General features: G+C 67.7%; 21 protein-coding genes and 1 pseudogene. 12 read left to right on the forward strand and 10 right to left on the reverse strand.

Features of this window, described 5'->3' with window-relative positions; all coding sequences use genetic code 11:
• Positions 1 to 10 precede the first annotated feature (10 nt).
• On the forward strand, positions 11 to 3,568 hold the full coding sequence (gene dnaE, locus CFN17_RS14870; RefSeq protein WP_208748530.1) for a DNA polymerase III subunit alpha: 3,558 nt from the start codon (positions 11 to 13) through the stop codon (positions 3,566 to 3,568).
• Here dnaE and CFN17_RS14875 read toward each other — a convergent pair.
• The gene (locus tag CFN17_RS14875) at positions 3,565 to 4,023 is read right to left on the reverse strand and encodes a flavin reductase family protein (protein ID WP_208751518.1); all 459 of its coding nucleotides are present in this window, start codon (positions 4,021 to 4,023) and stop codon (positions 3,565 to 3,567) included. The two genes, dnaE and CFN17_RS14875, sit on opposite strands and share 4 nt — an antisense overlap.
• 196 nt (positions 4,024 to 4,219) lie before the next feature.
• On the opposite strand from CFN17_RS14875, the gene CFN17_RS14880 reads away from it, so the two are divergent.
• The 3 genes from CFN17_RS14880 (at position 4,220) to nrdR (ending at position 6,898) form a co-directional block, all read left to right on the forward strand.
• On the forward strand, positions 4,220 to 4,801 hold the full coding sequence (locus tag CFN17_RS14880) for a hypothetical protein (protein ID WP_208748531.1): 582 nt from the start codon (positions 4,220 to 4,222) through the stop codon (positions 4,799 to 4,801).
• A gap of 70 nt (positions 4,802 to 4,871) precedes the next feature.
• Positions 4,872 to 6,251 (forward strand): histidinol dehydrogenase, encoded by a 1,380-nt coding sequence (gene hisD / locus CFN17_RS14885; protein WP_208748532.1) that lies wholly within the window; start codon positions 4,872 to 4,874, stop codon positions 6,249 to 6,251.
• Between the two features lie 143 nt (positions 6,252 to 6,394).
• The gene (nrdR, locus tag CFN17_RS14890; protein WP_208748533.1) at positions 6,395 to 6,898 is read left to right on the forward strand and encodes a transcriptional regulator NrdR; all 504 of its coding nucleotides are present in this window, start codon (positions 6,395 to 6,397) and stop codon (positions 6,896 to 6,898) included.
• A gap of 81 nt (positions 6,899 to 6,979) precedes the next feature.
• Here the strand turns inward: nrdR and ppgK are convergent, their stop codons facing one another.
• Together ppgK and map are read right to left on the reverse strand one after the other, a co-directional pair.
• The gene (ppgK, locus tag CFN17_RS14895; protein ID WP_208748534.1) at positions 6,980 to 7,783 is read right to left on the reverse strand and encodes a polyphosphate--glucose phosphotransferase; all 804 of its coding nucleotides are present in this window, start codon (positions 7,781 to 7,783) and stop codon (positions 6,980 to 6,982) included.
• A gap of 97 nt (positions 7,784 to 7,880) precedes the next feature.
• On the reverse strand, positions 7,881 to 8,759 hold the full coding sequence (map, locus tag CFN17_RS14900) for a type I methionyl aminopeptidase (RefSeq protein ID WP_208748535.1): 879 nt from the start codon (positions 8,757 to 8,759) through the stop codon (positions 7,881 to 7,883).
• A gap of 97 nt (positions 8,760 to 8,856) precedes the next feature.
• On the opposite strand from map, the gene CFN17_RS14905 reads away from it, so the two are divergent.
• The gene (locus CFN17_RS14905; protein ID WP_208748536.1) at positions 8,857 to 9,021 is read left to right on the forward strand and encodes an SPOR domain-containing protein; all 165 of its coding nucleotides are present in this window, start codon (positions 8,857 to 8,859) and stop codon (positions 9,019 to 9,021) included.
• Positions 9,022 to 9,084: 63 nt separating this feature from the next.
• On the forward strand, positions 9,085 to 11,127 hold the full coding sequence (locus CFN17_RS14910) for an alkaline phosphatase family protein (protein ID WP_208748537.1): 2,043 nt from the start codon (positions 9,085 to 9,087) through the stop codon (positions 11,125 to 11,127).
• Here the strand turns inward: CFN17_RS14910 and CFN17_RS14915 are convergent.
• The 3 genes from CFN17_RS14915 to panB all read right to left on the reverse strand — a co-directional run bounded on the left by CFN17_RS14915 (position 11,124) and on the right by panB (position 13,471).
• On the reverse strand, positions 11,124 to 11,882 hold the full coding sequence (locus CFN17_RS14915) for an MBL fold metallo-hydrolase (RefSeq protein WP_208748538.1): 759 nt from the start codon (positions 11,880 to 11,882) through the stop codon (positions 11,124 to 11,126). The two genes, CFN17_RS14910 and CFN17_RS14915, sit on opposite strands and share 4 nt — an antisense overlap.
• A gap of 58 nt (positions 11,883 to 11,940) precedes the next feature.
• Positions 11,941 to 12,336, reverse strand: a complete 396-nt coding sequence (locus tag CFN17_RS14920) for an SHOCT domain-containing protein (protein ID WP_208748539.1) — start codon at positions 12,334 to 12,336, stop codon at positions 11,941 to 11,943.
• A gap of 208 nt (positions 12,337 to 12,544) precedes the next feature.
• Positions 12,545 to 13,471 (reverse strand): 3-methyl-2-oxobutanoate hydroxymethyltransferase, encoded by a 927-nt coding sequence (panB, locus tag CFN17_RS14925; RefSeq protein WP_208748540.1) that lies wholly within the window; start codon positions 13,469 to 13,471, stop codon positions 12,545 to 12,547.
• Positions 13,472 to 13,734: 263 nt separating this feature from the next.
• On the opposite strand from panB, the gene glnA (CFN17_RS14930) reads away from it, so the two are divergent.
• From glnA (CFN17_RS14930) to CFN17_RS14950, 5 genes are all read left to right on the forward strand, one after another.
• A complete protein-coding gene (glnA, locus tag CFN17_RS14930; protein ID WP_208748541.1) occupies positions 13,735 to 15,075 on the forward strand; it encodes a type I glutamate--ammonia ligase in 1,341 nt (446 codons plus the stop codon).
• A gap of 9 nt (positions 15,076 to 15,084) precedes the next feature.
• Positions 15,085 to 18,096, forward strand: a complete 3,012-nt coding sequence (locus CFN17_RS14935; protein WP_208748542.1) for a bifunctional [glutamine synthetase] adenylyltransferase/[glutamine synthetase]-adenylyl-L-tyrosine phosphorylase — start codon at positions 15,085 to 15,087, stop codon at positions 18,094 to 18,096.
• A gap of 68 nt (positions 18,097 to 18,164) precedes the next feature.
• Complete coding sequence (locus tag CFN17_RS14940) at positions 18,165 to 18,581, forward strand: VOC family protein (protein WP_208748543.1); 417 nt, start codon at positions 18,165 to 18,167, stop codon at positions 18,579 to 18,581.
• A gap of 69 nt (positions 18,582 to 18,650) precedes the next feature.
• Positions 18,651 to 19,166 (forward strand): GNAT family N-acetyltransferase, encoded by a 516-nt coding sequence (locus CFN17_RS14945; RefSeq protein WP_208748544.1) that lies wholly within the window; start codon positions 18,651 to 18,653, stop codon positions 19,164 to 19,166.
• A gap of 86 nt (positions 19,167 to 19,252) precedes the next feature.
• Positions 19,253 to 19,453 carry an AsnC family protein gene (locus CFN17_RS14950; RefSeq protein WP_208748545.1) on the forward strand — a complete coding sequence of 67 codons (201 nt, stop codon included), beginning with the start codon at positions 19,253 to 19,255 and terminating at the stop codon, positions 19,451 to 19,453.
• Positions 19,454 to 19,587: 134 nt separating this feature from the next.
• On the opposite strand, the gene glnA (CFN17_RS14955) is transcribed toward CFN17_RS14950, so the two are convergent.
• Positions 19,588 to 21,012: a type I glutamate--ammonia ligase gene (gene glnA / locus CFN17_RS14955; RefSeq protein ID WP_208748546.1), complete on the reverse strand. Its 1,425-nt coding sequence runs from the start codon at positions 21,010 to 21,012 to the stop codon at positions 19,588 to 19,590.
• A 282-nt stretch (positions 21,013 to 21,294) separates the two neighbouring features.
• On the opposite strand from glnA (CFN17_RS14955), the gene CFN17_RS14960 reads away from it, so the two are divergent.
• On the forward strand, positions 21,295 to 21,732 hold the full coding sequence (locus CFN17_RS14960) for an RDD family protein (RefSeq protein WP_208748547.1): 438 nt from the start codon (positions 21,295 to 21,297) through the stop codon (positions 21,730 to 21,732).
• Positions 21,733 to 21,772: 40 nt separating this feature from the next.
• Here the strand turns inward: CFN17_RS14960 and CFN17_RS14965 are convergent, their stop codons facing one another.
• The 3 genes and pseudogenes from CFN17_RS14965 to CFN17_RS14975 form a co-directional block, all read right to left on the reverse strand.
• The gene (locus CFN17_RS14965; RefSeq protein ID WP_208748548.1) at positions 21,773 to 22,180 is read right to left on the reverse strand and encodes a DUF3817 domain-containing protein; all 408 of its coding nucleotides are present in this window, start codon (positions 22,178 to 22,180) and stop codon (positions 21,773 to 21,775) included.
• 144 nt (positions 22,181 to 22,324) lie between these two features.
• A complete protein-coding gene (locus CFN17_RS14970; RefSeq protein ID WP_208748549.1) occupies positions 22,325 to 23,086 on the reverse strand; it encodes a DUF4191 domain-containing protein in 762 nt (253 codons plus the stop codon).
• A 90-nt stretch (positions 23,087 to 23,176) separates the two neighbouring features.
• Positions 23,177 to 23,487, reverse strand: a pseudogene (locus CFN17_RS14975) (lipoyl synthase); the annotation flags it as partial.

Raw genomic sequence — 23,487 nt, forward strand, 5'->3', positions numbered from 1 at the left:
GAATGGTCCGGTGACTTCCAGCAACGACTCGTTTGTCCATCTCCACAACCACACCGAGTACTCGATGCTGGACGGCGCCGCCCGGCTCGGTGAACTGTTCGACGAAACCGAGCGGCTGGGCATGCCCGCCCTCGCCACGACGGACCACGGCTACCTGTTCGGGGCCTTCGACTTCTGGAAGCGGGCAACGGACAAGGGCATCCGGCCGATCATCGGCGTCGAGGCCTACGTGACCCCCGGGACCGCCCGCGGGGACAAGAGCCGCGTGCGGTGGGGCGAGGAACACCAGCGCAAGGACGACATCTCCGGCGGTGGCTCCTACACCCACATGACCCTGCTCAGCTACAACAACACGGGCATGCGGAACCTCTTCCGGGCCTCCTCGATCGCCTCCCTCGACTCGGTCTTCGGCAAGTGGCCCCGGCTGGACCGGGAACTGCTGAACACCTACTCGGAAGGCCTGATCGCCACCACAGGGTGCCCCTCCGGCGAAGTCCAGACCAGGCTCCGGCTCGGGCAGTACCGCGAGGCCCTGGAGGCCGCAGCCGAGTTCCGCGACATCTTCGGCGCCGAAAACTACTTCTGCGAACTCATGGACCACGGCCTGGACATCGAGCGGCGCGTCACCGGCGACCTCCTCCGCCTGGCGAAGGAACTGAACCTGCCGCTGGTGGCCACCAACGACCTCCACTACACGCACGAGCACGACGCGAAGGCCCACGAAGCCCTGCTGGCCATCCAGTCCGGCTCCACCCTCCTGGAGCCGACTTACGACAACGGCGGATCCCGCTTCGCCTTCTCCGGCAGCGGCTACTACCTGAAGTCGCCGCAGGAAATGCGGGAACTGTTCCGCGACCACCCGGACGCCTGCGACAACACGCTCCTGATCGCCGAACGCTGCGAAGTCTCGTTCAACACCGGCGCCAACTACATGCCGCGCTTCCCCTGCCCGGAGGGCGAGGACGAAACGTCCTGGCTGGTCAAGGAAGTCGACAAGGGGCTCCACTACCGCTATCCCCAGGGCATCCCGGACAAGGTCCGCAAGCAGGCCGACTACGAGCTGGAAGTCATCACCTCCATGGGCTTCCCGGGCTACTTCCTCGTGGTGGCCGACTTCATCAACTGGGCCAAGAACAACGGCATCCGCGTCGGTCCCGGCCGCGGTTCCGGCGCCGGCTCCATGGTCGCGTACGCCATGCGCATCACCGACCTCGACCCGCTGCACCACGGCCTGATCTTCGAACGCTTCCTCAACCCGGACCGCGTCTCGATGCCTGACTTCGACGTCGACTTCGATGACCGGCGCCGCTCCGAAGTGATCGACTACGTCACGCGCAAGTACGGCGACGAACGCGTGGCGATGATCGTCACCTACGGCACCATCAAGACCAAGCAGGCGCTCAAGGACTCCTCGCGCGTGCTGGGCTATCCGTTCAGCATGGGCGAGCAGCTGACCAAGGCGCTGCCGCCGGCCGTGATGGCCAAGGACATTCCGCTCGCGGACATCCAGAACCCGCAGGCCAAGCGCTACGGCGAGGCCGGGGACTTCCGGCAGCTGATCGCCACCGACCCGGAAGCGGCGAAAGTCTTCGAGACCGCGCTGGGCATCGAGGGGCTGAAGCGCCAGTGGGGCGTCCACGCCGCCGGTGTCATCATGTCCTCGGACCCCATCATCGACGTCATCCCGATCATGCGCCGCTTCCAGGACGGGCAGGTCATCACCCAGTTCGACTACCCGACGTCCGAGGGCCTTGGCCTGATCAAGATGGACTTCCTGGGCCTGCGGAACCTGACGATCATTTCCGATGCCCTGGAGAACATCAAGATGAACCGGGGCGTGGACCTCGACCTCGAAACCCTGGCACTGGACGACGCCGCCTCCTACGAACTGCTGGCCCGCGGCGACACCCTGGGCGTCTTCCAGCTCGACGGCGGGCCCATGCGGTCCCTGCTGAAGCTGATGAAGCCTGACAACTTCGAAGACATCTCCGCCGTGCTGGCCCTCTACCGGCCCGGCCCCATGGGCGCGAACGCGCACACCGACTACGCCCTGCGCAAGAACAAGATCCAGGACGTCATCCCGATCCACCCGGAGCTCGAGGAACCGCTGAAGGAGATCCTCGGCGGGACGTTCGGCCTGATCGTCTACCAGGAGCAGGTCATGGCCGTGGCGCAGAAGCTGGCCGGCTACTCGCTGGGCCAGGCGGACATCCTGCGCCGCGCGATGGGCAAAAAGAAGAAATCCGAGCTCGACAAACAGTTCGAGGGCTTCTCCCAGGGCATGCAGGACAACGGCTACTCCATGGAAGCCGTCAAGACCCTCTGGGACATTCTGCTGCCCTTCTCCGACTACGCCTTCAACAAGGCGCACTCGGCCGCCTACGGCGTCATCTCCTACTGGACGGCCTACCTGAAGGCGCACTACGCGCCGGAGTACATGGCCGCGCTGCTCACCTCCGTGGGCGACGACAAGGACAAGTCGGCCATCTACCTCAACGAATGCCGGCGCATGGGCATCACGGTGCTCCCGCCGGACGTCAATGAGTCGGCCCTGAACTTCACGCCGGTGGGCAACGATATCCGCTTCGGCATGGGGGCAATCCGCAACGTCGGGGTCAACGCCGTGGAAGCCATGGTCGCGGCGCGTGAAAAGGAAGGCGCGTACACCTCGTTCAAGGACTACCTCATGAAGGTCCCCGCGGTGGTCTGCAACAAGCGCACCATCGAATCCCTGATCAAGGCCGGCGCGTTCGACTCCCTGGGCCATCACCGCCGCGCCCTGGCCATGGTCCACGAGGAAGCGATCGACTCCGTGATCACCCTCAAACGCAACGAGGCGATCGGCCAGTTCGACCTCTTCGCCGGCTTCGAGGACCAGGAACCCGAAGCCTCGCTCAGCACCGAGATCCCGGACCTGCCCGAATGGGAGAAAAAGGACAAGCTGGCGTTCGAGCGCGACATGCTCGGCCTTTACGTCTCCGACCACCCCTTGCAGGGCCTGGAGGGGCTCCTCAGCCAGCACGCCGACCGCTCGATCACCTCGATCATCGCCGAGGACGGCCCGCAGGACGGCGCCATCGTGACCATCGCGGGCATGATCACCTCGCTCAGCCGCCGGATCGCGAAGGCCAGCGGCAACGCCTACGCCCGAGCCGAAATCGAGGACCTTGCCGGCTCAATGGAAGTCATGTTCTTCGGCCAGGTTTACGGCCCCATCGCCTCGGTGCTGGCCGAAGACCTGATCGTGGTGGTCAAGGGCCGCCTGCAACGGCGCGACGACGGTGCCGTCACCTTGAACTGCATGGAACTTTCCGTGCCGGACCTCAGCGACAGCCAGAACGGACCCGTGGTGATCACCTTGGCGACCCACAAGGCCACCGAGGCCGTGGTCACCGAGCTCGGCGACGTGCTGCGCACCCACCGCGGCAACTCCGAGGTCCGGCTGCACCTGCAAGGCGACACCCGGGTGGAGGTCATGGCCCTGCCGGTGCACCTGCGCGTCAACCCGAACCCGTCCCTGTTCGGGGACCTGAAGGTCCTGCTCGGCCCGACCTGCCTGGACAACTAGATTTCGTAGTCGAGCGGCACCGGCTGGCCGTAGGCCCCGGAGTGGTAGAGCAGGGGAGCGCCGTCGTCGCCGACCTGGCCCTCCACGACTTCGACCACGACAACCGCGTTGTTCTCGAACGAGAGCCGCATCTGGACCTTGCCGATCAGCCAGCCGGTCACGCCCTTGAGCACGGGAACATCGTGGGGCCCAAGCTCCCAGTGGTCGCCGTCGAACCGGTTGCCGGCCCGGGCGAAGCGCTCGGCGAGGTCCTGGTTCTCCAGGCCCAGCATGTGCACCCCGATGTAGCTCGTGTTGGCCACGGCCGGCCAGGATCGCGAGGTCCGGGCCATGTTGAACGTGAAGCGCGGCGGTTTGGCCGAGAGCGAGGCCACCGAGGTGGCCGTGAACCCGAAGGGCAGGCCGTCGTGGTTGGCCGTGATGATGGCCACCCCTGCTGCGTGCCGGCGGAACATTTCCTTGAACGTCCCTTCGAAGGCTCCGTCGTCTGTAGCCACTCTTACCCATCTCCCTGCGTGCGAACGTCCTGCTTCCTACCTGCCAGCGTATTCCGCCCGTGGAGGAGTGGGGCAATTTTTTCACCGCGTCCGTCATCTGCTGCCGCGCGCCGTCATGCGCCCTGCCCGCGGAATCCTTGTTACGGTTTGTTCCATGACACAGCCCGCCGTCGACGGCCCCGTCCAGCACCCCGGGGAGACCATGACACCTGAACACCCCCTGGACCCTGAAGGCTCCCGCCAGCGTGAACGGAACCGCCGACGCGGCGCCACCCCATGGGCCAAAGCCGCCGCCATCGCGGCTGCCGGCATCCCGGTGGGGCTGCTCTGGTGGCTGCTGGCACCGTCGGGCCTGAACCTGCTGACCGGGAATCCGGACCTGGCCGCCGGCACCAACACCGCGACATGGCTGCCCAGGGACCTCGTGCTGGCCGGGCTGTGCCTGCTCGCCGGCTGCATCGCCGGCTCCTTCGTCTCCGGCTCCAAACACGAACAGCCCGCACCCGGGACGGTGGTCCTGGTGGTCCTGGCCGGCGCCGCCGGCGCGCTGATCGCGTGGGGAACCGGGGTGCTCTGCGCGCGCTGGTGGGGGGCCCCGGCGGATACCTCGGCCAGTGCCAGCGTCGCCTTCTCGCTGCGGTCCTATGCTGTCCTCGCCCTCTGGCCCGGTGCGATCGCCCTGGCGATCTTCCTGAACGCACTCTTCCCGGGCTCCGGCGGCAAACGCCACTCCTGATGCCACACGACAGGCCGGACGGAAGCGTCACAGCGTCGGTCCGCTGCCGCCGGGCGCGTAAAATGATCGGGTGAGCCTAACTCCTGACAGTCCTGTGACCACGATTCCCGCCGCCCTCGACTTCCGCACGGTGGACGTGCGCGGCCGGCGTCTGTCCCTCGCCGGGCTCCGCGCCGCGGTGCCCCGGGCCCAGTCCGGCACCGTGGCCGACGCTGAGGACAAGGTCCTGGAAATCATCTCGGCCGTCCGTACCCGGGGCTTTGGCGCGCTCCGCGAGCTCGCCCTGAATTTCGACGGCGTCGAGCAGACCCACCCGCGTGTCCCGGCCGAGGCGCTGCGGGCGGCACTGGCCGAACTCGATCCTGCCGTGCGCGCGGCCTTGGAGGAGTCGATCCGCCGTGCCCGGCGTTTCGCCGACGCCCAGCGCCCGGCCAACGTCGACGTCGAACTCGGCGACGGCGCCGTCGTCAGCCAGAACTGGGTTCCGGTGGCGCGCGTGGGGCTTTACGTTCCCGGCGGCCTGGCCGTCTACCCCTCCTCGGTGATCATGAATGTGGTTCCCGCCCTGGCCGCCGGCGTCGAGTCCATCGCGCTGGCGTCCCCGCCGCAGAAGGACTTCGGCGGCCTCCCGCACCCGACGATCCTGGCCGCGGCGTGCCTGCTGGGGATCGACGAGGTCTACGCGATCGGCGGGGCACAGGCAATCGCCGCCTTCGCCTACGGCATCCCCGCCGCCGACTCCGACACCCTGCCCGGGATCGACCCCGTGGACGTCGTGACCGGCCCGGGCAACATCTTCGTGGCCACCGCCAAGCGTCTGGTCAAGGGTGTTGTGGGGATTGATTCCGAGGCCGGCACCACGGAGATCGCGATCCTCGCGGACTCCACCGCCAATCCGGCCCTGGTGGCCGCGGACCTCATCAGCCAGGCCGAGCACGACCCGAAGGCGGCGTCCGTCCTGGTCACCGACTCCGAAGCCCTCGCTGCCGGGGTCCGCGCCGAACTCGCACGCCAGGCGGCCGCCACCAAGCACTCCGCCCGCGTCCGCGAGGCCCTCTCCGGCCCGCAGTCCGGCGTCGTCCTGGTCGAGGACCTGGAGCAGGGCATCGCGGCCTGCAACGCCTACGCCGCCGAACACCTGGAGATCATGACCGCGGACGCCGCCGGGGTGGCCGGCCGGATCCGCAGCGCCGGCGCGATCTTCGTGGGGGACTACAGCCCCGTGAGCCTGGGCGACTACTGTGCCGGTTCCAACCACGTGCTGCCGACCAGCGGCACGGCCGCCTTCTCCTCCGGGCTGAATGTGACCACTTTCCTGCGCGCCATCCAGGTGGTCAACTACACCCGCTCCGCGCTGGAACAGGTCAGCGGACACATCGTCAGCCTCGCCGGCGCTGAGGACCTGCCGGCCCACGGCGAGGCCGTCACTGCCCGGTTCGCCGGGAGCTAACCGCTCCGCCGGCCGGCCTCCGCCGGCAATAATTACAAAATTGTTATTCAACCGCATCAAGTCGTAAAATGAAGGCGCAGAGCTGTCCTTGACGGCGTCTGGCCATTAGCGTCTGCCTGCTTGCGACTGGGGGAGGAAACGACATGTATTGCCCGTTCTGCCGGAACCCTGACTCGCGCGTGGTGGACAGCCGGATCGCCGACGACGGCTCGGCCATCCGCCGCCGCCGGCAGTGCCCCGAATGCGGCCGCCGGTTCACCACCGTGGAGACCACCAGCCTGACCGTCATCAAGCGTTCCGGCGTCGGCGAGCCTTTCAGCCGGAGCAAGGTCATCAACGGCGTCCGCAAGGCGTGCCAGGGACGTCCCGTCACAGAGGACGATCTCGCGATGCTGGCCCAGGAAGTCGAAGAGGCCATCCGGGGCTCCGGCGCGGCCGAAATAGAGGCCCACGAGGTCGGGCTGGCGATCCTTGAACCGCTGCAGCGCCTCGACGAGGTCGCCTACCTGCGCTTCGCCAGCGTGTACCAGGCCTTCGAATCGCTGGAGGATTTCGAATCCGCGATTTCCCTGCTGCGCCACGAGGCCGAGACCAAGGGCCGGGACGGCAAGAGCCCGAAGAAGAGCCCGCTCCAGGCGCCGTCGTAATTTCCAGACAATGAGCTATCACTCCTGCAGGGTTCCAGCGTTCGGAACCCGGCAGGAGTGATAGCTCATCCGGCTGTGCGGCTACTTGGCCAGCTTGTGCTTCAATGCGATCTCGACGGCGGCGCCCACGATCCCGGCGTCGTTCTTCAGTTCGGCCGGGACAATCGGCGTGCGCAGCTTCATGTGCGGCAGGTACTCGTCGGAGCGCTTGGAGATGCCGCCGCCGACGATGAACAGTTCGGGGGAGAACAGGAACTCGACGTGGGAGAAGTAGCGCTGCAACAGGACGCTGTACTGTTCCCAGCTGAGGCCGTCGCGTTCACGGGCGACGGCGGAGGCTTTGGTCTCGGCGTCGAAGCCGTCGATTTCGAGGTGGCCGAGTTCGGCGTTGGGGACCAGTTTGCCATCGAAGATGAAGGCCGATCCGATGCCTGTACCCAGGGTGATCACCAGCACGGTGCCCTCGACGCCCTTGCCGGCACCGAAGCGGGCTTCGGCGAGGCCGGCGGCGTCGGCGTCGTTGATGACCTCCACGGGGCGGCCAAGGCGCGCCGTGAGCATGGTGTCGATGTCGGCTTCCAGCCACGACTTGTCCACATTGGCGGCCGAGTGGACCACGCCGTGCTGGATGATGCCCGGGAAGGTGACGCCCACGGGGCTGTCGGCGGCCGGGGCGTCGGAACGGGCGGAGAGTTCTTCGACAACCTGGGCGACGACCTCGGCAACGGACTCCGGCGTGGAGGGCTGCGGGGTGGGGAAGCGCACCCGGTCACCGATCAGCTTCCCCTTTTTCAGGTCCACGATCCCGCCCTTGATACCGGTACCGCCGATGTCAATGCCGATCAGCGGGGCGTTCTTCTTCGACTTCTCGTCCTTCTTGGCCAATATGGTTCCGTTCGTGGCAGGGGCGGGCTGGGGGACCGGGCGGACCCGGCGGATGAAGACGTGGATCTTCGGGGTAACTTCCGTGGTGGAGCGGAGCTCAGGGCAGCGTGAGGACCTCAGCGCCGGACTCTGTAACGAGCAGGGTGTGCTCGAATTGTGCCGTGCGCTTGTGGTCGCGGGTCACAACGGTCCAGTCATCGGCCCACATGTCCCAGTCAACGGTGCCCAGGGTCAGCATCGGCTCGATCGTGAACACCATACCGGTTTCCATGACGGTGTTGTATGCGGGCGCGGCGTCATAATGCGGGATGATCAGCCCGGTGTGGAAGGCTTCGCCGACGCCGTGGCCGGTGAAGTCGCGGACCACGCCGTAGCCGAAGCGTTTGGCATAGGATTCGATCGTCCGGCCGATGACGTTGATTTCGCGTCCCGGCGCCACAGCCCGGATGGCGCGGTTGAGCGACTCCTGGGTGCGCTCGACAAGGAGCCGGGATTCCTCGTCGACATCGCCGACCAGGAAGGTGTAGTTGGTGTCGCCATGTACGCCGCCGATGAACGCCGTGATGTCGATGTTGAGGATGTCGCCGTCCTGGACCACAGTGCTGTCCGGGATCCCGTGGCAGATGACCTCGTTGAGCGAGGAACACAGCGACTTCGGAAAGCCCCGGTAGCCGAGGGTGGAGGGGTACGCGTGGTGGTCCAGCAGGAATTCGTGGCCCACGCGGTCCAGCTGGTCGGTGGTGACACCGGGGGCGATGTGCTTGCCGACCTCCACGATGGCCTGGGCCGCGATTTTCGCGGCGATGCGGATCTTCTCGATGGTCTCGGGTGACTTGACCTCGGATCCCGTGAACTTGGCCGGGCCCGGTTTGCCCACATATTCGGGGCGCGGGATGGACGGCGGCACGGGAAGCTGCGGGCTCACTGACCCCGGGACGAGCGTGCCGATGGGTGCAGTTGAGGCTAGAGAAGGCATAGATTGATCATATAAGCAGCGGGGCCGAGCCCCGAAGTCAGCGCCGGAAAAGTTAGCGCCCGAAAGATAGCGCCGGAAGATCAGCGAAGGAGCACCGATGCCCGAGTACTGGTACAACGTCAACACTCACGAGATCGAGGAAGACGCGATGTCCGATTGGAGCCAGCTGATCGGACCCTACAAGACCCGTGAGGAAGCCGAACACGCCCTCGAGAAGGTCAAGGCACGCAATGAAGCCTGGGAGAAGGGCGACGACGACTAACTGCACTGATTCTCACCCTGCGAGGGTGAGTGCCGGCCGGGTCCGGCCAGCCATACTGGGACAATGCCGACGAGAGTTGCCCGCAGCCGCGGCCTCCGGGTGCGCGACCTGGGGAGGCTCGCGGCTGCTTGGGCCGCCTCGACTGCGGCGCTGATTATCACCGGCGCGCTGCTCCCGGGGTTCTCGGCCGCCAGCTGGTGGGCCTACGCCGCAGTGGCGGCCGCGGCGGGCCTCGTCGGGCTGGTGCTCCGCCCGGTCCTCGTGGAGATCTCTGCCCGGGTGGGCTGGGCGGCGGTGCTGCTGACGGCCCTGCTCGGCCAGGCCCTCATCATGTACACCGCCATCCGCCTGGTGCCCGGCATCGAATCGACGCCCTGGTCCGCCGTGGCCGCAACGTGGGTCAGCGCCGCGGTAGGCACTCTCATCTCCTGGGCGACCACCGCCGGCACCGACGACGGCCTTGTCACCTCCCTCGCCGGAAGGGCGCGGCGGACTGAAACGGTGCCGGATCCGGACATTGACGGCGTCCTGTTCGTGCAGCTTGACGGGGTCCCCTTCCCGGTGCTGCAGTGGGCCGTCCAGTCCGGGGCCGTACCGAATATCCGGCGCTGGCTGACCTCCGGGGAGTACACGCTGCGCGAATGGACTCCGCAACTGCCGTGCACCACCCCTGCCAGCCAGCTGGGCATCCTGCACGGCACCGTCGACGGGATCCCGGCATTCCGATGGTACGACCGCAAACTCGGCCGGGTCCTGGTGGCCAACCGCCCGGCGGACGCCCGCGTGATCGAGGACAGGCACAGCACCGGCCGGGGCCTGCTCTGCGACGACGGCGTCTCCATCTCGAACCTGTTCACCGGTGACGCGCCCCGGTCCCTGATGACCATGAGCCGGGTGGAGGTCCGGCGCGGCTCCACCCAGACCCGCCGTGCATTCGCCTGGTTTTTCGCCTCGCCGAACGGATTCATGCGTAGCTTCACACGGACCGTAGGAGAGATCCTCAAAGAGCGGTGGCAGGCCCGGCGCCAGGTCAGGCGGGACCTTGACCCGCGCGTGCACCGGGACTGGACTTTCGCCCTGCTGCGGGCAGTCACCAACGGTCTCCTGCGGGACCTGAACACGGCGCTCGTGGCAGAGGAAATGCGCCGCGGCACGAAGAGCATCTATGCCGACTACGTCGATTACGACGAGATTGCCCACCACGCGGGCACCTTCCGGCCCGAATCCCTCGCAGCCCTGGACGGCCTGGACCGCACGCTGGGTTCCTTGGCCGGGCTCGCCGGGACCGCGCCCCGCCGCTACCGGCTGGTGGTGCTCTCGGACCACGGCCAGTCCCAGGGGACACCCTTCGCGGACCGGTACGGCCAGTCGCTCGGCGATGTGTGTGCCGGCCTCATTCGCGAACGCGTGCAGGTCGTGGACGCGTCGGTCGAGGGCCTCGGGCGTGCGGACTCCATTGCCGGGGACATCGCGGCCGGCGGGATGACCGGCCAACTCGCCGTCCGTGCCGACCGCGTCCTGACCGAGGCGCAGCAGGCACCCGATTCCGGCGGCGCCGAGGACCCGGTGGTGGTGCTGGGGTCGGGCAATCTGGGCCTGGTCTACGTGCGCGGTGACCGGCGCTGGACGCTCCAGGCCCTCGACAGCCAGTGGCCCGCCCTTGTCCCGGGGCTGGCGGCCCACCCCGGTGTCGGGTTCGTTGCCGGCGTCGATGACGACGGCCGGTCGTGGGCGATCGGCAGGGAGGGACGTGTCGATCTCACCAGCGGTGCGGCGGAGGGCAGCAATCCCCTCGCCCCGTTCGGCCCCCACGCTGCGAGGGTGCTCGGACGCGCGCTGACGCACCCGGAGGCGCCGGATCTGTATGTCAACAGCACTGTTGATCCGGTGATCGGCGACGTCTCGGCGTTCGAGGGCCTCGTCGGATCCCACGGCGGCCTGGGCGGCTGGCAGGACCGCGCCGTGCTTCTCGGCCCGGCCGATCTCATGGCCGGATTGCCGGACCGGATAGAAGGCGCCGATGAACTTCACCGGGTGCTGGTGGGGATGCTCGAGTCCTGCGGCCAGCGCACCGCGACGCCCGGTCCTGACAGGGCGGCGCCTTAGGCAGGTGCTGCCCATGTCTGGCCCGGAGCGAGGACCACGGCAGTGCAGCCCGGAGCCTGCCGCGCCACGGCATCGGCAAACCGGTGCCCGGGCTGCTCCAGCCAACCCCGGGCGAACCGCGTGACGAACGGGGGATGCAGCGTTCCCCAATGCACCGGCAACGCAAACCGCGCGCCGCTCAACGCCACAGCCCGGGCGGCGCTCTCCGGCGTCAGGTGTCCCGCCGAGAGCCGCGGCCCCCACCCCCAGACGGGCACCAGGGCGACGTCGATCCGGCCGCCGGCCAGGGCAGGTAGCGAGGCCATCTCCGGATACAGCCCCGTGTCACCGGCGACCCAGACGACGCCCGAGGGGCCGCGGACCAGCTGGCCGTTGGCGTCGTTGGGGCGGTGCGGCATGGGGCGGCTGCGGTGCTCGGCAGGCACTTGACGGATGTGGACGCCGCCGCCGGCCGGGGTCCAGCCGTCGTCGAGGGGAACCGTGTGCGTGAACTTTCGGCGGCGCAGCCAGGCGACGTTCGCGGGGGCGCTCATCAGCAGCGCCCCGGGCAGCATGCGGAGGGAACGCAACTCGGCGTGGTCGTGGTGGAGGTGGGACAGAAGCACCGCGTCCGGTCCGGCCCAGGAGGCCGGATCCGGACGCGGTGCCAGTCGTCGCAACAGCCCCGCATGAGGACGCAGCAACGGATCGGTCAGGATCCGGACGCCGTCCATGTCCAGGACCACCGTGGAGTGCCCCAGCCAGGTGATCCTCATGACTTACCGTTGCCGGCGGAGATTGCGGTGATGACGCGGGCTCAGCCGGCCGGCTGCCTCAGGCCAGGGCCTTTGCCTTGAGTGAATCAAACTCGGCCTGGTTGATGGCTCCGGAATCGAGCAAGGCCCGGGCGTCCGCAATCTGGGCGGCGGGCGAGGCTGACTTGCCTGCGACCTGCTGGATGTACTCCTGCTGCGCAGCCTGCTGCCGGGCAATTTCGGCCATCTGCCGGTCGGCCATGCTGCGGCCCCGGGCAATCAGGTAGATAAGGGCACCGAGCCACGGCAGGAAGATCATCAAGATCGCCCAGCCGGCCTTGGCCCAGCCGTTCAGTGTGTGGTCGCCGAACATGTCAAACAGGCAGCGGAACCACACCATCAGTGCGGCGATCCAGATAAAGAACCAAAAACTCCACAGAAGGACATCCCAGAAGTTACTGGCATTTGTGCCCATCGCTACTCCTCACCTAGTGTTCGCCGGTGTCCGACTCGCTGCTTTGCGCAGGAGTTCGTCCGGGGCGGCCGAACATCCACTGGGGCCCTGTTGCAGGGCCTTAACGGCCAGCCTGCCGTCAGTGGCGGCGCAACGCATCGTCCGGAAAGGATGATGTGCCGGCGAACGGGCCTACGCAGCGACTACTTGGAAAGAGTGTGCCGGCTACTTAGAAGGAGTGCTCCGGACCGGGGAACCGGCCCGACCGCACGTCCTCGCCATACGCCTTGGCGGCGTCGCTCAGGGAGGTCCGCAGGTCGGCGTACTGCTTGACGAACTTTGCCATCTTCCCCCCGCGCAGCCCCGCCATGTCCTGCCAGACCAGGACCTGGCCGGTGGTGGCGTTGCCGGCGCCGATGCCGACCGTAGGGACGGCGACGGCGGCATCGACGGCGGCGGCGGTGTCGGCGGGGACCATTTCCATCAGGACACAGAACGCGCCGGCGTCGGCCAGGGCGACGGCGTCGTCAATCAGGCGTGCGGCGTCATCGCCGCGGCCCTGGACCCGATAGCCGCCGAGGGAGTGCTCGCTCTGCGGGGTGAAGCCGATATGCGCCATGACCGGGATGCCGGCCTGGACCATGGCACGGACGGTGTCGGCGTAGAACTTTCCGCCTTCGATCTTGACGGCGTGGGCAAGGCCTTCTTTGAGGAACCGCACTCCGGTGGCGACGGCCTGTTGGGCGGAGACCTCGTAACTGCCGAACGGCAGGTCCGCGACCACGAGGGCGCGGTGCGCGGAGCGGGTGACCGCCCGGCACAGCGGCAGGAGCTCATCGACCGTCACGGGAAGGCTCGTCTCGTTGCCGAAGACGTTGTTGGACGCCGAATCGCCAACCAGCAGGACTTCGATGCCGGCCTGGTCAAAGATCTCCGCCGTGTACTGGTCATAAGCGGTAAGCATGGCGAAGTGCTCACCATTGACCTTGGCCTGATGCAGATGATGGGTGCGGATCCGGCCCGCCGGCTTGCCGGACGTGCCCGGTGCGCCTGCGGCGGTTCCGGCGGCGCCGCCGGCGGTGGGTGCCGACGGTCCGTTGCCGTAGGGGGCGGCAACTTCGGCGGGCGTGCTGGACTCAGAGCTGTTGGTGGCCATGCCACGAGCGTAGTGCGACACCGGGCGTCACAGCCACCGGGGAACCCGGCAGGCTGAGTGAATCACGTCACAAGGGGCGGAGGCCGCGGGACGAACCGACCTTCCGGGGGCGGAAATTCTCCGCCCTTGTGTTAACGGTGTGTTACGCGGGCGGCACGCTTCAGCAATCGGTGCCAATGATTAGTAAAGTGAACCGTGAGCAGCCGCGGGGCCCATGAAAGCCGGGCCTGGGGCACGGATGGAAGAACCGGAAAGAGGCCAGTATGGACCGCCAGCAAGAGTTTGTCCTGCGGACGATCGAAGAGCGCGATGTGCGGTTTGTGCGCCTGTGGTTTACCGACGTCGTGGGATCGCTCAAGTCGGTGGCACTGGCCCCGGCCGAGGTGGAAGGCGCCTTTGAAGAAGGACTCGGCTTTGACGGGTCCTCGATCGAGGGCCTGGCCCGCGTCTTCGAATCCGACATGCTGGCACAGCCGGACCCTGCCACGTTCCAGATCCTGCCCTGGCGCGGCGAGACGGAAGCCACCTCGCGGATGTTCTGCGACATCCTGACCCCCGACGGCGAGCCCTCCACCGCGGACCCGCGCAACGTTCTGAAGCGTACCCTCGCCAAGGCCGCCGACATGGGTTTCACCTGCTACACCCACCCCGAAATCGAGTTCTACCTGCTCAAGTCGCAGGAACCGGGCCCGGACGGGTCGCCCGTCCCCGTCGACGAGGGCGGCTACTTCGACCACGTCCCGGGCGGTGTGGCCCAGGACTTCCGCCGGACCGCCGTGACCATGCTGGAATCCGTGGGAATCTCGGTGGAATTCAGCCACCATGAGGCCGGTCCCGGCCAGAACGAGATCGACCTCCGGTACGCCGACGCCCTGCAGACCGCGGACAACATCATGACCTTCCGGACGGTGATCAAGGAAGTCGCGCTGCAGCAGGGCACCTACGCCACGTTCATGCCCAAGCCTTTCACCGCCCACCCGGGTTCCGGCATGCACACCCATTTCTCCCTCTTCGAAGGCGACACCAACGCCTTCTACGAGGCCGGTGCCGAGTTCCAGCTTTCCGAGACCGCCCGCCAGTTCATCGCCGGCATCCTCAAGCACGCCCCCGAATTCACGGCCGTGACCAACCAGTTCGTGAACTCCTACAAGCGGCTGTGGGGCGGCGGAGAGGCGCCGAGCTACCTGAGCTGGGGCCATAACAACCGCTCCGCCCTGGTCCGGGTTCCGCTGTACAAGCCCGGCAAGGGACAGTCCGCGCGGATCGAGTATCGCGGCATCGACTCCGCCGCGAACCCCTACCTGGCCTATGCGGTGCTCCTCGGGGCCGGCCTCAAGGGCATCGAGGAGGGCTACCAGCTGCCCGCCGCCGCCGAGGACGACATCTGGTCGCTGAGCTCGGCCGAGCGCCGCGCCATGGGCCACGATCCGCTGCCGGCGAGCCTGCACGACGCCATCCGGACCATGGAGGATTCCGAACTCATGCCGCAGATCCTCGGCGAGCAGGTGTTCGAGCACTTCCTGCGCAACAAGCGTGCGGAATGGCAGGACTACCGCCTCCAGGTGACGCCCTACGAACTGCAGCGCAACCTCGGCATCCTGTAGGCGGACCCGGTGAGCCTGGCACGACGCCTCATCGCCGCCGGTTTCAGCGACCTGGACAAGGGGGAGCGCTTCCTGGCGGCCCGGGAGCTGGAGGGGCTCGACCAGGACGCGCTCTTCGCCGGGCTGCAGCTGGCCGCGAATCCGGACACGGCCCTGCAGTCGCTGGTCCGCCTGATTGAGAAGCACCCGGAGCTGCGCACGCTTGCCGTCGCGGAGCCGGAAACCAGTGAGCCCCTGTACCGGGTCCTGGGTGCCTCCGAGGCGCTGGGCGAATTCCTCATCCGCCACCCCGAGCACCTCAGCGCCTTTGACGTCCGGGCCAGCCCCGAACCGCGGGCAGCGGACGCCGCGGCCCTGCGCGCCCGGCTGCTGCAATCGGTGCGCGCCGATCCGGCATCGGCCCGGCCGGTGGCGGTACTCACCGGCCAGGAAGGCTACGCGGCACTGCGGACCGCCTACCGGCGCGGGCTCGTGGAGCTGGCCATCAAGGACCTCTGCGCGGCCGATCCGCTGGACTTCATGCCGGCCGCCGGCGCCGAGCTGGCGGACCTTGCCGGCGCCGCCGTGGAGGCCGCCCTGGCCGTGTCCAGGGCCGAGGCGGCCGCGAAGTTCGACGCCGGGGAGGTCGCCGACGTCGGGCTGGCCGTGATCGGCATGGGCAAGTGCGGCGCCCGCGAACTGAACTACATTTCCGACGTCGACGTCATCTACGTGATCGACGCCGGGACGCTGGAGGACGCCCGCGCGATAACCATCGGCACCGCCCTCGCGTCCGGGATTTCACGGGCGATCATGTCCACCAGCCGGGAACCCGGGCTGTGGGAGGTCGACGCGAACCTGCGGCCCGAGGGCAAATCCGGGCCGCTGGTCCGGACCCTTGCCTCGCATGAGAGCTACTATGCGCGCTGGGCCGAAAGCTGGGAATTCCAGGCCCTCCTCAAAGCCCGGACCATCGCCGGGGACGCCGCACTGGGCGCCCGCTACGAGGCCGCCGTGACGCCGCTGATCTGGTCCTCGGCCGGCCGCGAGGGCTTCGTCGAATCCGTCCGCGCCATGCGCCGCCGCGTCACCGAACACATTCCCGCCGACGAGGAACAGCGGCAGATCAAGCTGGGCCGCGGCGGACTGCGCGACGTCGAATTCACCGTCCAGCTGCTGCAGCTCGTGCACGGCAAGTCCGACGAGTCGCTGCGCTGCCGCGACACGACCTCGGCCATCGCCGCGTTGTCCGCCGGCGGGTACATCGGCCGCTCGGACGCGGCGGAGTTCGACCGCGACTACCGCTACCTGCGGCTCCTTGAGCACCGGATCCAGCTCTTCCAGCTGCGCCGGACCCACCTCATGCCGGTCAACGAGGCGTCGCTGCGGTCCTTGGCCAAGGCCGTCCTGGGGCCGTTCTCCGCCGAACGGCCCCAGCCGGATTCCCTGGTGGCCGCGTGGCGCAAGACAAAGCGCTCCGTGCGCGAACTCCACGAACGCATCTTCTACCGCCCCGTGCTCAACACGGTCGCCACCCTGAGCAGCGAAGAGGCGCGGTTGACCCCCGAGGCCGCCCAGGGCCGCCTCGCCGCCCTGGGCTACCTGGACCCCTCCGGCGCCATGCGGCACATCGAGGCCCTCACCGCCGGCGTCAGCCGCCGCGCCGCGCTGCAGCGCCAGCTGCTGCCAATCCTGCTGGACTGGCTCGCCGACGGCGTGGACCCCGACGCCGGCCTGCTTGCCTTCCGCCGCGTCAGTGAGGCGCTCGGCACGACGCACTGGTACCTGGGCATGCTCCGGGATTCGACGGCGGCGGCCGAGCGGCTCTGCCATGTGCTCGCCAACTCGCGGCTCATCGCGGACCTGCTGGAGGTCTCGCCGGAGTCCGTGGCGTGGCTCGGCACCGACAAGGACCTGGTGCCGTTGAGCTTCGAATCGCAGTGGCTGGAGATCACCTCGAAAATGTCGCGGCACGCGGATCCCGAGAGCGCCATGCGGCTCATCCGGCTGATCCGGCGCCGGGAAATCCTCCGGGTCGCGGTGGCCGACAGCGCCGGGCTGCTGGACCAGGACCAGGTGGGCGCGGCCCTCGCCGACACCGACCGCGCCGCCGTCCTGGGGGCGCTGCGGGTGGCTGAGACGATCGTCACCGCCAGGGAACCGCTGAAGACGCACGTGCTGGTGGTGGCGATGGGGCGCCAGGGTGGGCGGGAGATAGGGTACGGTTCCGATGCCGACGTCATGTACGTCCACCGCGGCCTGCCGGGCGTGCCCGAGGAGGAGGCGCAGGCCCAGGCCGCGCGGATCGTCGGCAAACTCTCCAGCCTGCTGACCCAGCCGCTCAAACCGGCCATCCTGGCCGAGCGGGTGCTGTCGGTGGACGCGGACCTGCGCCCCGAGGGCAAGAACGGACCCATGGTGCGGTCCCTGGACTCCTACGCCGAGTATTACCGGCGGTGGTCGCTCGTGTGGGAGGCCCAGGCGCTGCTGCGGGCACGCCCGATGGCTGGGGACGACGCCCTCGCGGCGGACTTCGTGGCCCTGATCGATCCGATCCGGTACCCGCAATCGCTGTCAGGCCAGGACGTCCGGGAGGTCCGGCGGATCAAGGCCCGGGTGGAGTCGGAGCGCCTTCCGCGCGGCGCGGATCCGGCACGGCACCTGAAACTGGGGCGCGGCGGCCTGAGCGACGTCGAATGGCTGGCCCAGTTGCTCCAGCTCCAACACGCCGGGGAACACCCGGAGCTGCGGACCACGTCCACTGTGGAGGCCCTCGAGGCAGCAGCTGCCCTGGACCTGATCGACGGCGGCGACGCCGTGATCCTGCTCCGGGCGTGGCGGCTGGCGAGCCGGATCCGCTCGGCCAACGTCATCTGGACCGGACGGGCTTCTGACCTGCTGCCCTCCTCCCGCCGGGACCTTGAAGCGGTGGCGCGCTGGTGCGGCTACGGCCAAGGCAACGCCGCGGCGCTGGAAGAGGACTACCTGCGGCTCAGCCGCCGTGCGCGGGCCGTGTTCGAGCGGGTCTTCTACGGCCAGTGACGCCGGGCTGAGCCGCCCGGTATGGCGGCCTGCTGACACCCGGCGCACCGCGGTGCTACCTTGGGCGGATGGCCAGGCAACTGTTTGTGAACCTCCCTGTCAGCAACCTCGACAAGACCGTGGAGTTCTTCACGGCGCTGGGGTTTTCCTTCAACCCGGACTTCACCGACGAGAACGCCACGTGCATGATCGTCAACGACGGCGCCTATGTGATGCTGCTCGTCGAGTCCTACTTCAAGACCTTCACCGCCAAGTCCGTTGCATCCACGGCAGGCACGGCTGAGGTGATCATGTCCTTCTCCCTGGAGAGCCGTGAGGCGGTGGACGAGGTCATCCGGACCGCCCTGACCTCCGGGGGCAAGGCCTCGGAGGAGGCCCAGGACTACGGGTTCATGTACACCCACAGCTTCCAGGACCCGGACGGCCATCTGTGGGAAGTGTTCTGGATGGATCCGGCGGGGCCGCCGAAGGACGCTGCGCTGTAGGTACTGCGCTGTAGGTACTGCGCTGTAGGTACCGCGCTGGAGGTACCGCGCTGGAGGTACGCTGGCAGGATGCCGGAACACGTGTGGCTGCTGCCCCTGAAAAACCTCGACGAGGACGCCCTTGCCATCAAGCTGGGTGAGATCGCGCTGCTGGAGCTCGGCGACGGGCAGCGGAAGTTCGTCGGCGACCCGCTGCGGATGACGCTCATGGGGCTTCAGGAAGAGTCACGGTACCCGTTTGCCGTGGACGTCGACGGCTCGGCCGTGGGCGTGCTGACCCTGCAGCGGGGTGCGGCGACAGCTGCCGGCTGGGCGGACGACGACTCCGCCTGGCTCCTGCGCGGCTTCCTCATCGGACACGGGCAGCAGGGCAAAGGCCTGGGCACGCTCGCTGCCGTCGCCGCCGTGCGGGAGGCCGCCAAACTGACCGCGGCTCCGGGCGGCAGCCAGTCCGGCGTCGTCCTGTCCGTCAACGAACAGAACCCCGGCGGGATCACCGCCTACCGCAACGCGGGCTTCGTGGACCGCGGCCGTTACGACGGCGGCGACGCGGGACCGCAGCGCATCATGTACCGGGCGTTCTGACCGGCCGCGCAGGGGCGCCCGGCACGCGTCAACTTTCGTTGACGCCGCCTGCTTTGTCAACTATAGTTGACGCCAGGAGGTGCGGCATGAATACACTGGTTGGCTCCATGGATGGCAAGGGCCCGGCCGAGGCGCTGTACGCCGTGGCGGAGCTTCACAAGGAGCTGGCACGCACGGAAACCGAGGCCGTGCTGCGTGCCCGGCGGGCGGGGCTGTCCTGGGAGGCCATCGCGGTGTGCCTGGGTGTCAGCAAGCAGGCGGTCCACAAGAAGTACGGGAAGCGCTGAAGGGCGCACAGTACGGAAGCGCGGCCAACGCGATGCAGAGAAGGCCGGCCACGGGTTAGTCCGTGACCGGCCTTTCTGTTGGAAAATCCTGCGGACTTCCGGCGGGCTAAGCCGTGCTTGGCCCGGTGGTGTGACTAGACGCCGTAGTAGAGCTCGAACTCGTACGGGTTCGGGCGCAGCGAGAGCGGGCGGATCTCGTTCTCGTACTTGTACTCGATCCAGGTGTCGATCAGGTCCTGGGTGAAGACGCCGCCGGCCTGCAGGAACTCGTTGTCCTCGGCCAGGGCCTCCAGGGCTTCCTCGAGCGTGCCCGGTGCCTTGGGGATGTCCTTGGCTTCCTCGGCGGGGAGCTCGTAGAGGTCCTTGTCGATCGGAGCCGGGGGTTCGATCCGGTTGCGGATGCCGTCGATGCCGGCCATCAGCTGGGCGGCGAACGCCAGGTACGGGTTGGAGGAGGGGTCCGGAGCGCGGAACTCGATGCGCTTGGCCTTCGGGTTGGAGCCCGTGATGGGGATACGGATACCGGCGGAGCGGTTGCCCTGCGAGTAGACCATGTTGACCGGGGCTTCGAAGCCCTTGACCAGGCGGCGGTAGGAGTTCACCGTCGGGTTGGTGAACGCCAGGACGGCGGAGGAGTGCTTGAGCAGGCCGCCGATGTACCAGCGGGCGGTGTCGGACAGGCCGGCGTAGCCCTTCTCGTCGTAGAACAGCGGCTCGCCGTTGTTCCACAGCGACTGGTGGCAGTGCATGCCCGAGCCGTTGTCGCCAAAGACCGGCTTCGGCATGAAGGTGACGGACTTGCCCCAGGCGTCGGCCGTGTTCTTGATGACGTACTTGAACTTCTGCAGGTCATCGGCAGCGTGGGTCAGGGTGGTGAACTTGTAGTTGATTTCAGCCTGACCGGCGGAGCCGACTTCGTGGTGGCTGCGCTCGACCTCAAGGCCGGCCTCGTCCAGGGCGATGCACATTGCGTCGCGCAGGTCGGCCTGCTTGTCGGTGGGGGAGACCGGGAAGTAGCCGCCCTTGACGGGGGTCTTGTAGCCGAGGTTTCCGCCCTCTTCTTCACGGCCGGTGTTCCAATGCGCTTCTTCGGAGTCGATCTTGTAGAAGCTGCCCTGCGGGGAGGACTGGTACTGGACGTTGTCGAAGACGAAGAACTCGGCCTCGGGAGCGAAGAACGCGGTGTCTGCGATGCCGGTGGATGCCAGGTAGGCCTCGGCCTTCTCGGCTACGCCGCGGGGGTCGCGGTGGTAGGGGTCGCCGGTGCGCGGGTTCACGATCGAGAAGTTCAGCGCAAGGGTCTTCTCCATGCGGAACGTGTCGACGAATGCCGTGGTCACGTCCGGGATGAGCTGCATGTCAGACTCGGCGATGCCCTGGAAGCCGCGGATCGAAGAACCGTCGAAGAGCTGGCCGTTGACGAAGAAGTCAGCGTCAACGCTCTTGGCCGGCACGTTGAAGTGCTGCTGAACGCCAGGAAGATCGGTGAAGCGGATATCGACGAATTTGATGTCTTCGTCTTTGATGAACTTGAGGACTTCGTCCGCAGTCTTGAACATCTATGCTCCTTACGCATATGAAAGATCTGGCCGTCAGGCACATTGGTCCAGCGCAGTCCAACGGCGGGAAGGCACAAAGCATCCCCGCTCCGCAGTCGCTAGCAACTGTTACCACCCTAAGGACATCGGATTTCCCCGCAGTGTCCGCATTGTTTCGTGGAGGTTACAGAATGCCCTGACACGTAAACGCTAGTCGCTGTCCACAGTGTGACCTATCCGGTTCCACAGTGTGACACAGCGCTGCCCATACTGTGGACCGGGGTGAGCCGGTAAGCTTGGTGCGTGGTAGATCGCAAAGACATCGGTTCATGGCTCAGCGGGCCGGACACATCCGGCATTTCCAAGTACCCGGGTGAGCGGCTTGGACTTCCCGAGGCGGGGCCCGGCTCCATCGCCCGTGCGGGCCGCCGCATCCTGGCGATCTGCATCGACTGGGGGATCGCCCTGCTGATCAGCAACTTTGCCTTCGCTTCAAATTCCTGGGCCACGCTCGCCGTGTTCGCCATCGAGCAGATCCTGCTGATCGGCACCCTCGGTTACAGCATCGGCCACAGGATCGTGGGAATCCACGTGGTCCGGCTCGGCGGGGGCCCGGCGGGCCCGCTCGCGGCACTGGTCCGCACCCTGCTGCTGTGCCTTGTAGTCCCGGCCGTCATCTTCGACCCGGACCAGCGCGGCCTGCACGACAAAGCCATGAACACGGTGCTCTTGCGGCGCTAAGGCCCGCATCAGCGGGCCAGGCACCCCGCTGCGCCGGGCGTCACTTCGTTGCCGCGGCCTCGTCGTCGAACTCAACAACGTCCCGGTGATGTGCAGCCCCATGCGCCTCCTCGCGCACGGCGGGCTGCTCCGCACCGGCGGCGAGGTAACCGCGGCGACCGGCCCAGCGTTCAAACCAGACCGTCGCGAAGGGGAACACCGCCGACAGTCCTGAGAGCAAGGCAACCCGGAACGGCCAGCGCAGCATCACCCACAGGCACAGGGCCGTGACGGCGTAGCCGATGAAGAATGCCCCGTGGACCGGGCCGGCAATCTCCACGCCCAGTTCGGTTGTCCGCGTCACCCACTTCAGGATCATGCCGTACAACAGGGCCGCCCAGCTGCAAGCCTCGGCAACGGCCAGTGCCCGGAAGGCGCGGATCATGGTGCTGGCGGATGGACGTCTCATGTGGTGTCTCCTGTTTCCGTGGCTGATTCCGTGGCAAGGTGTCGGCCGTCGTCGGGCAGGTATGGAAACGCCCCGGCCGGCGGCCTGACGGGGCCGGGAACCGGGGCGAATCTTTGATGCTGGCGGGTGGGTGCTGCCGGACGACTAGCGTCCGCGGGCAGCCTTGCGGTCCGGGCGGGCCTTGTAGGGGTCGATGCCCTTCGGGATGGGCAGCCGGCCGCCGAGCGAGGAAATGCGCTTGGACACGGCGCTGACCTCGGTCTTGGTCAGTTCACCCTTGAGCTTGTTCATCTTCCGGGCCAGTTCGTTCAGCGGCACCTGGCCCTCGCCGCGGCCGCTCTCGATCACGTGGATGGGAACGTTGGGCAGGATGCGCCCCAGGCGCTTGCGCTCGGCATCAACCAACGGTTTGACCCGGTTGCTGGGGCCCTCGCTGACCAGGACGACGCCGGGCCGGCCGATGGCGCGGAAGACGGCGTCCTGCGTGCGCGGGTTGACGGCGACCGGCTGGTCCTCGGTGATCCAGCCCCGCTTCAGGGTGCCCAATGCGGCGCCCGAGGCGCCCGGCTGGCCCTCGATCTGCGCGAACGCGGCGCGCTCGGCGCGGCGGGACAGGATCAGGGTGGCCGCGATCGCGCCCAGCGCAATACCGATGATCAGGCCGGTGACCCAGTTCTCCAGCAGGAAGCCGACCAGGAGGCTGGCGGCGACAACGCCCAGGAACGCCAGCAGCATGAGCCACGGAACCATGGGGTCGTGGCGGCGGGTCATCTGGAAGACTTCGCCGATCTGCTTCAGCCGACTGGGCTTCTTGGCCTTTGCTTCCTTGGGCTTACGCGAAAAAAGACCGCGCTTCGGAGCATCGGAAGCCGGGCTGGAGCTGCTGGAATCAGGGGAGTTCGCCATAGTGCCTTAATTCTACGTGATGGACGGCTAAGGGCCGGACGCCGGAATCATCCGGTGCCGGCCCCTAGGTGAAGGGTGCTGCGACAGGTTTCAGGCTTGCGCCGCGAGCAGGGTGCTGGCTTCCTGGCGGGTGGTGCCGGAGTCCTGGATGCCGTCGGCGATGTGGGCGAGTTCGGCGGGGATGTCGCGGCCTTTTTTGCGCATGGCGGTGGCCCAGAGCCGGCCGGCGCGGTAGGAGGAGCGGACGAGGGGGCCGGACATGACGCCGAGGAAGCCGATTTCTTCGGCTTCGTGCTGGAGGTCGACGAATTCCTGGGGTTTGACCCAGCGGTCCACGGGGAGGTGGCGTTCGGAGGGGCGCAGGTACTGGGTGATGGTGATCAGGTCGCAGCCGGCCTCGG

It is taken from the genome of Arthrobacter sp. PM3 (assembly GCF_003352915.1).
Lineage (GTDB): Bacteria > Actinomycetota > Actinomycetes > Actinomycetales > Micrococcaceae > Arthrobacter.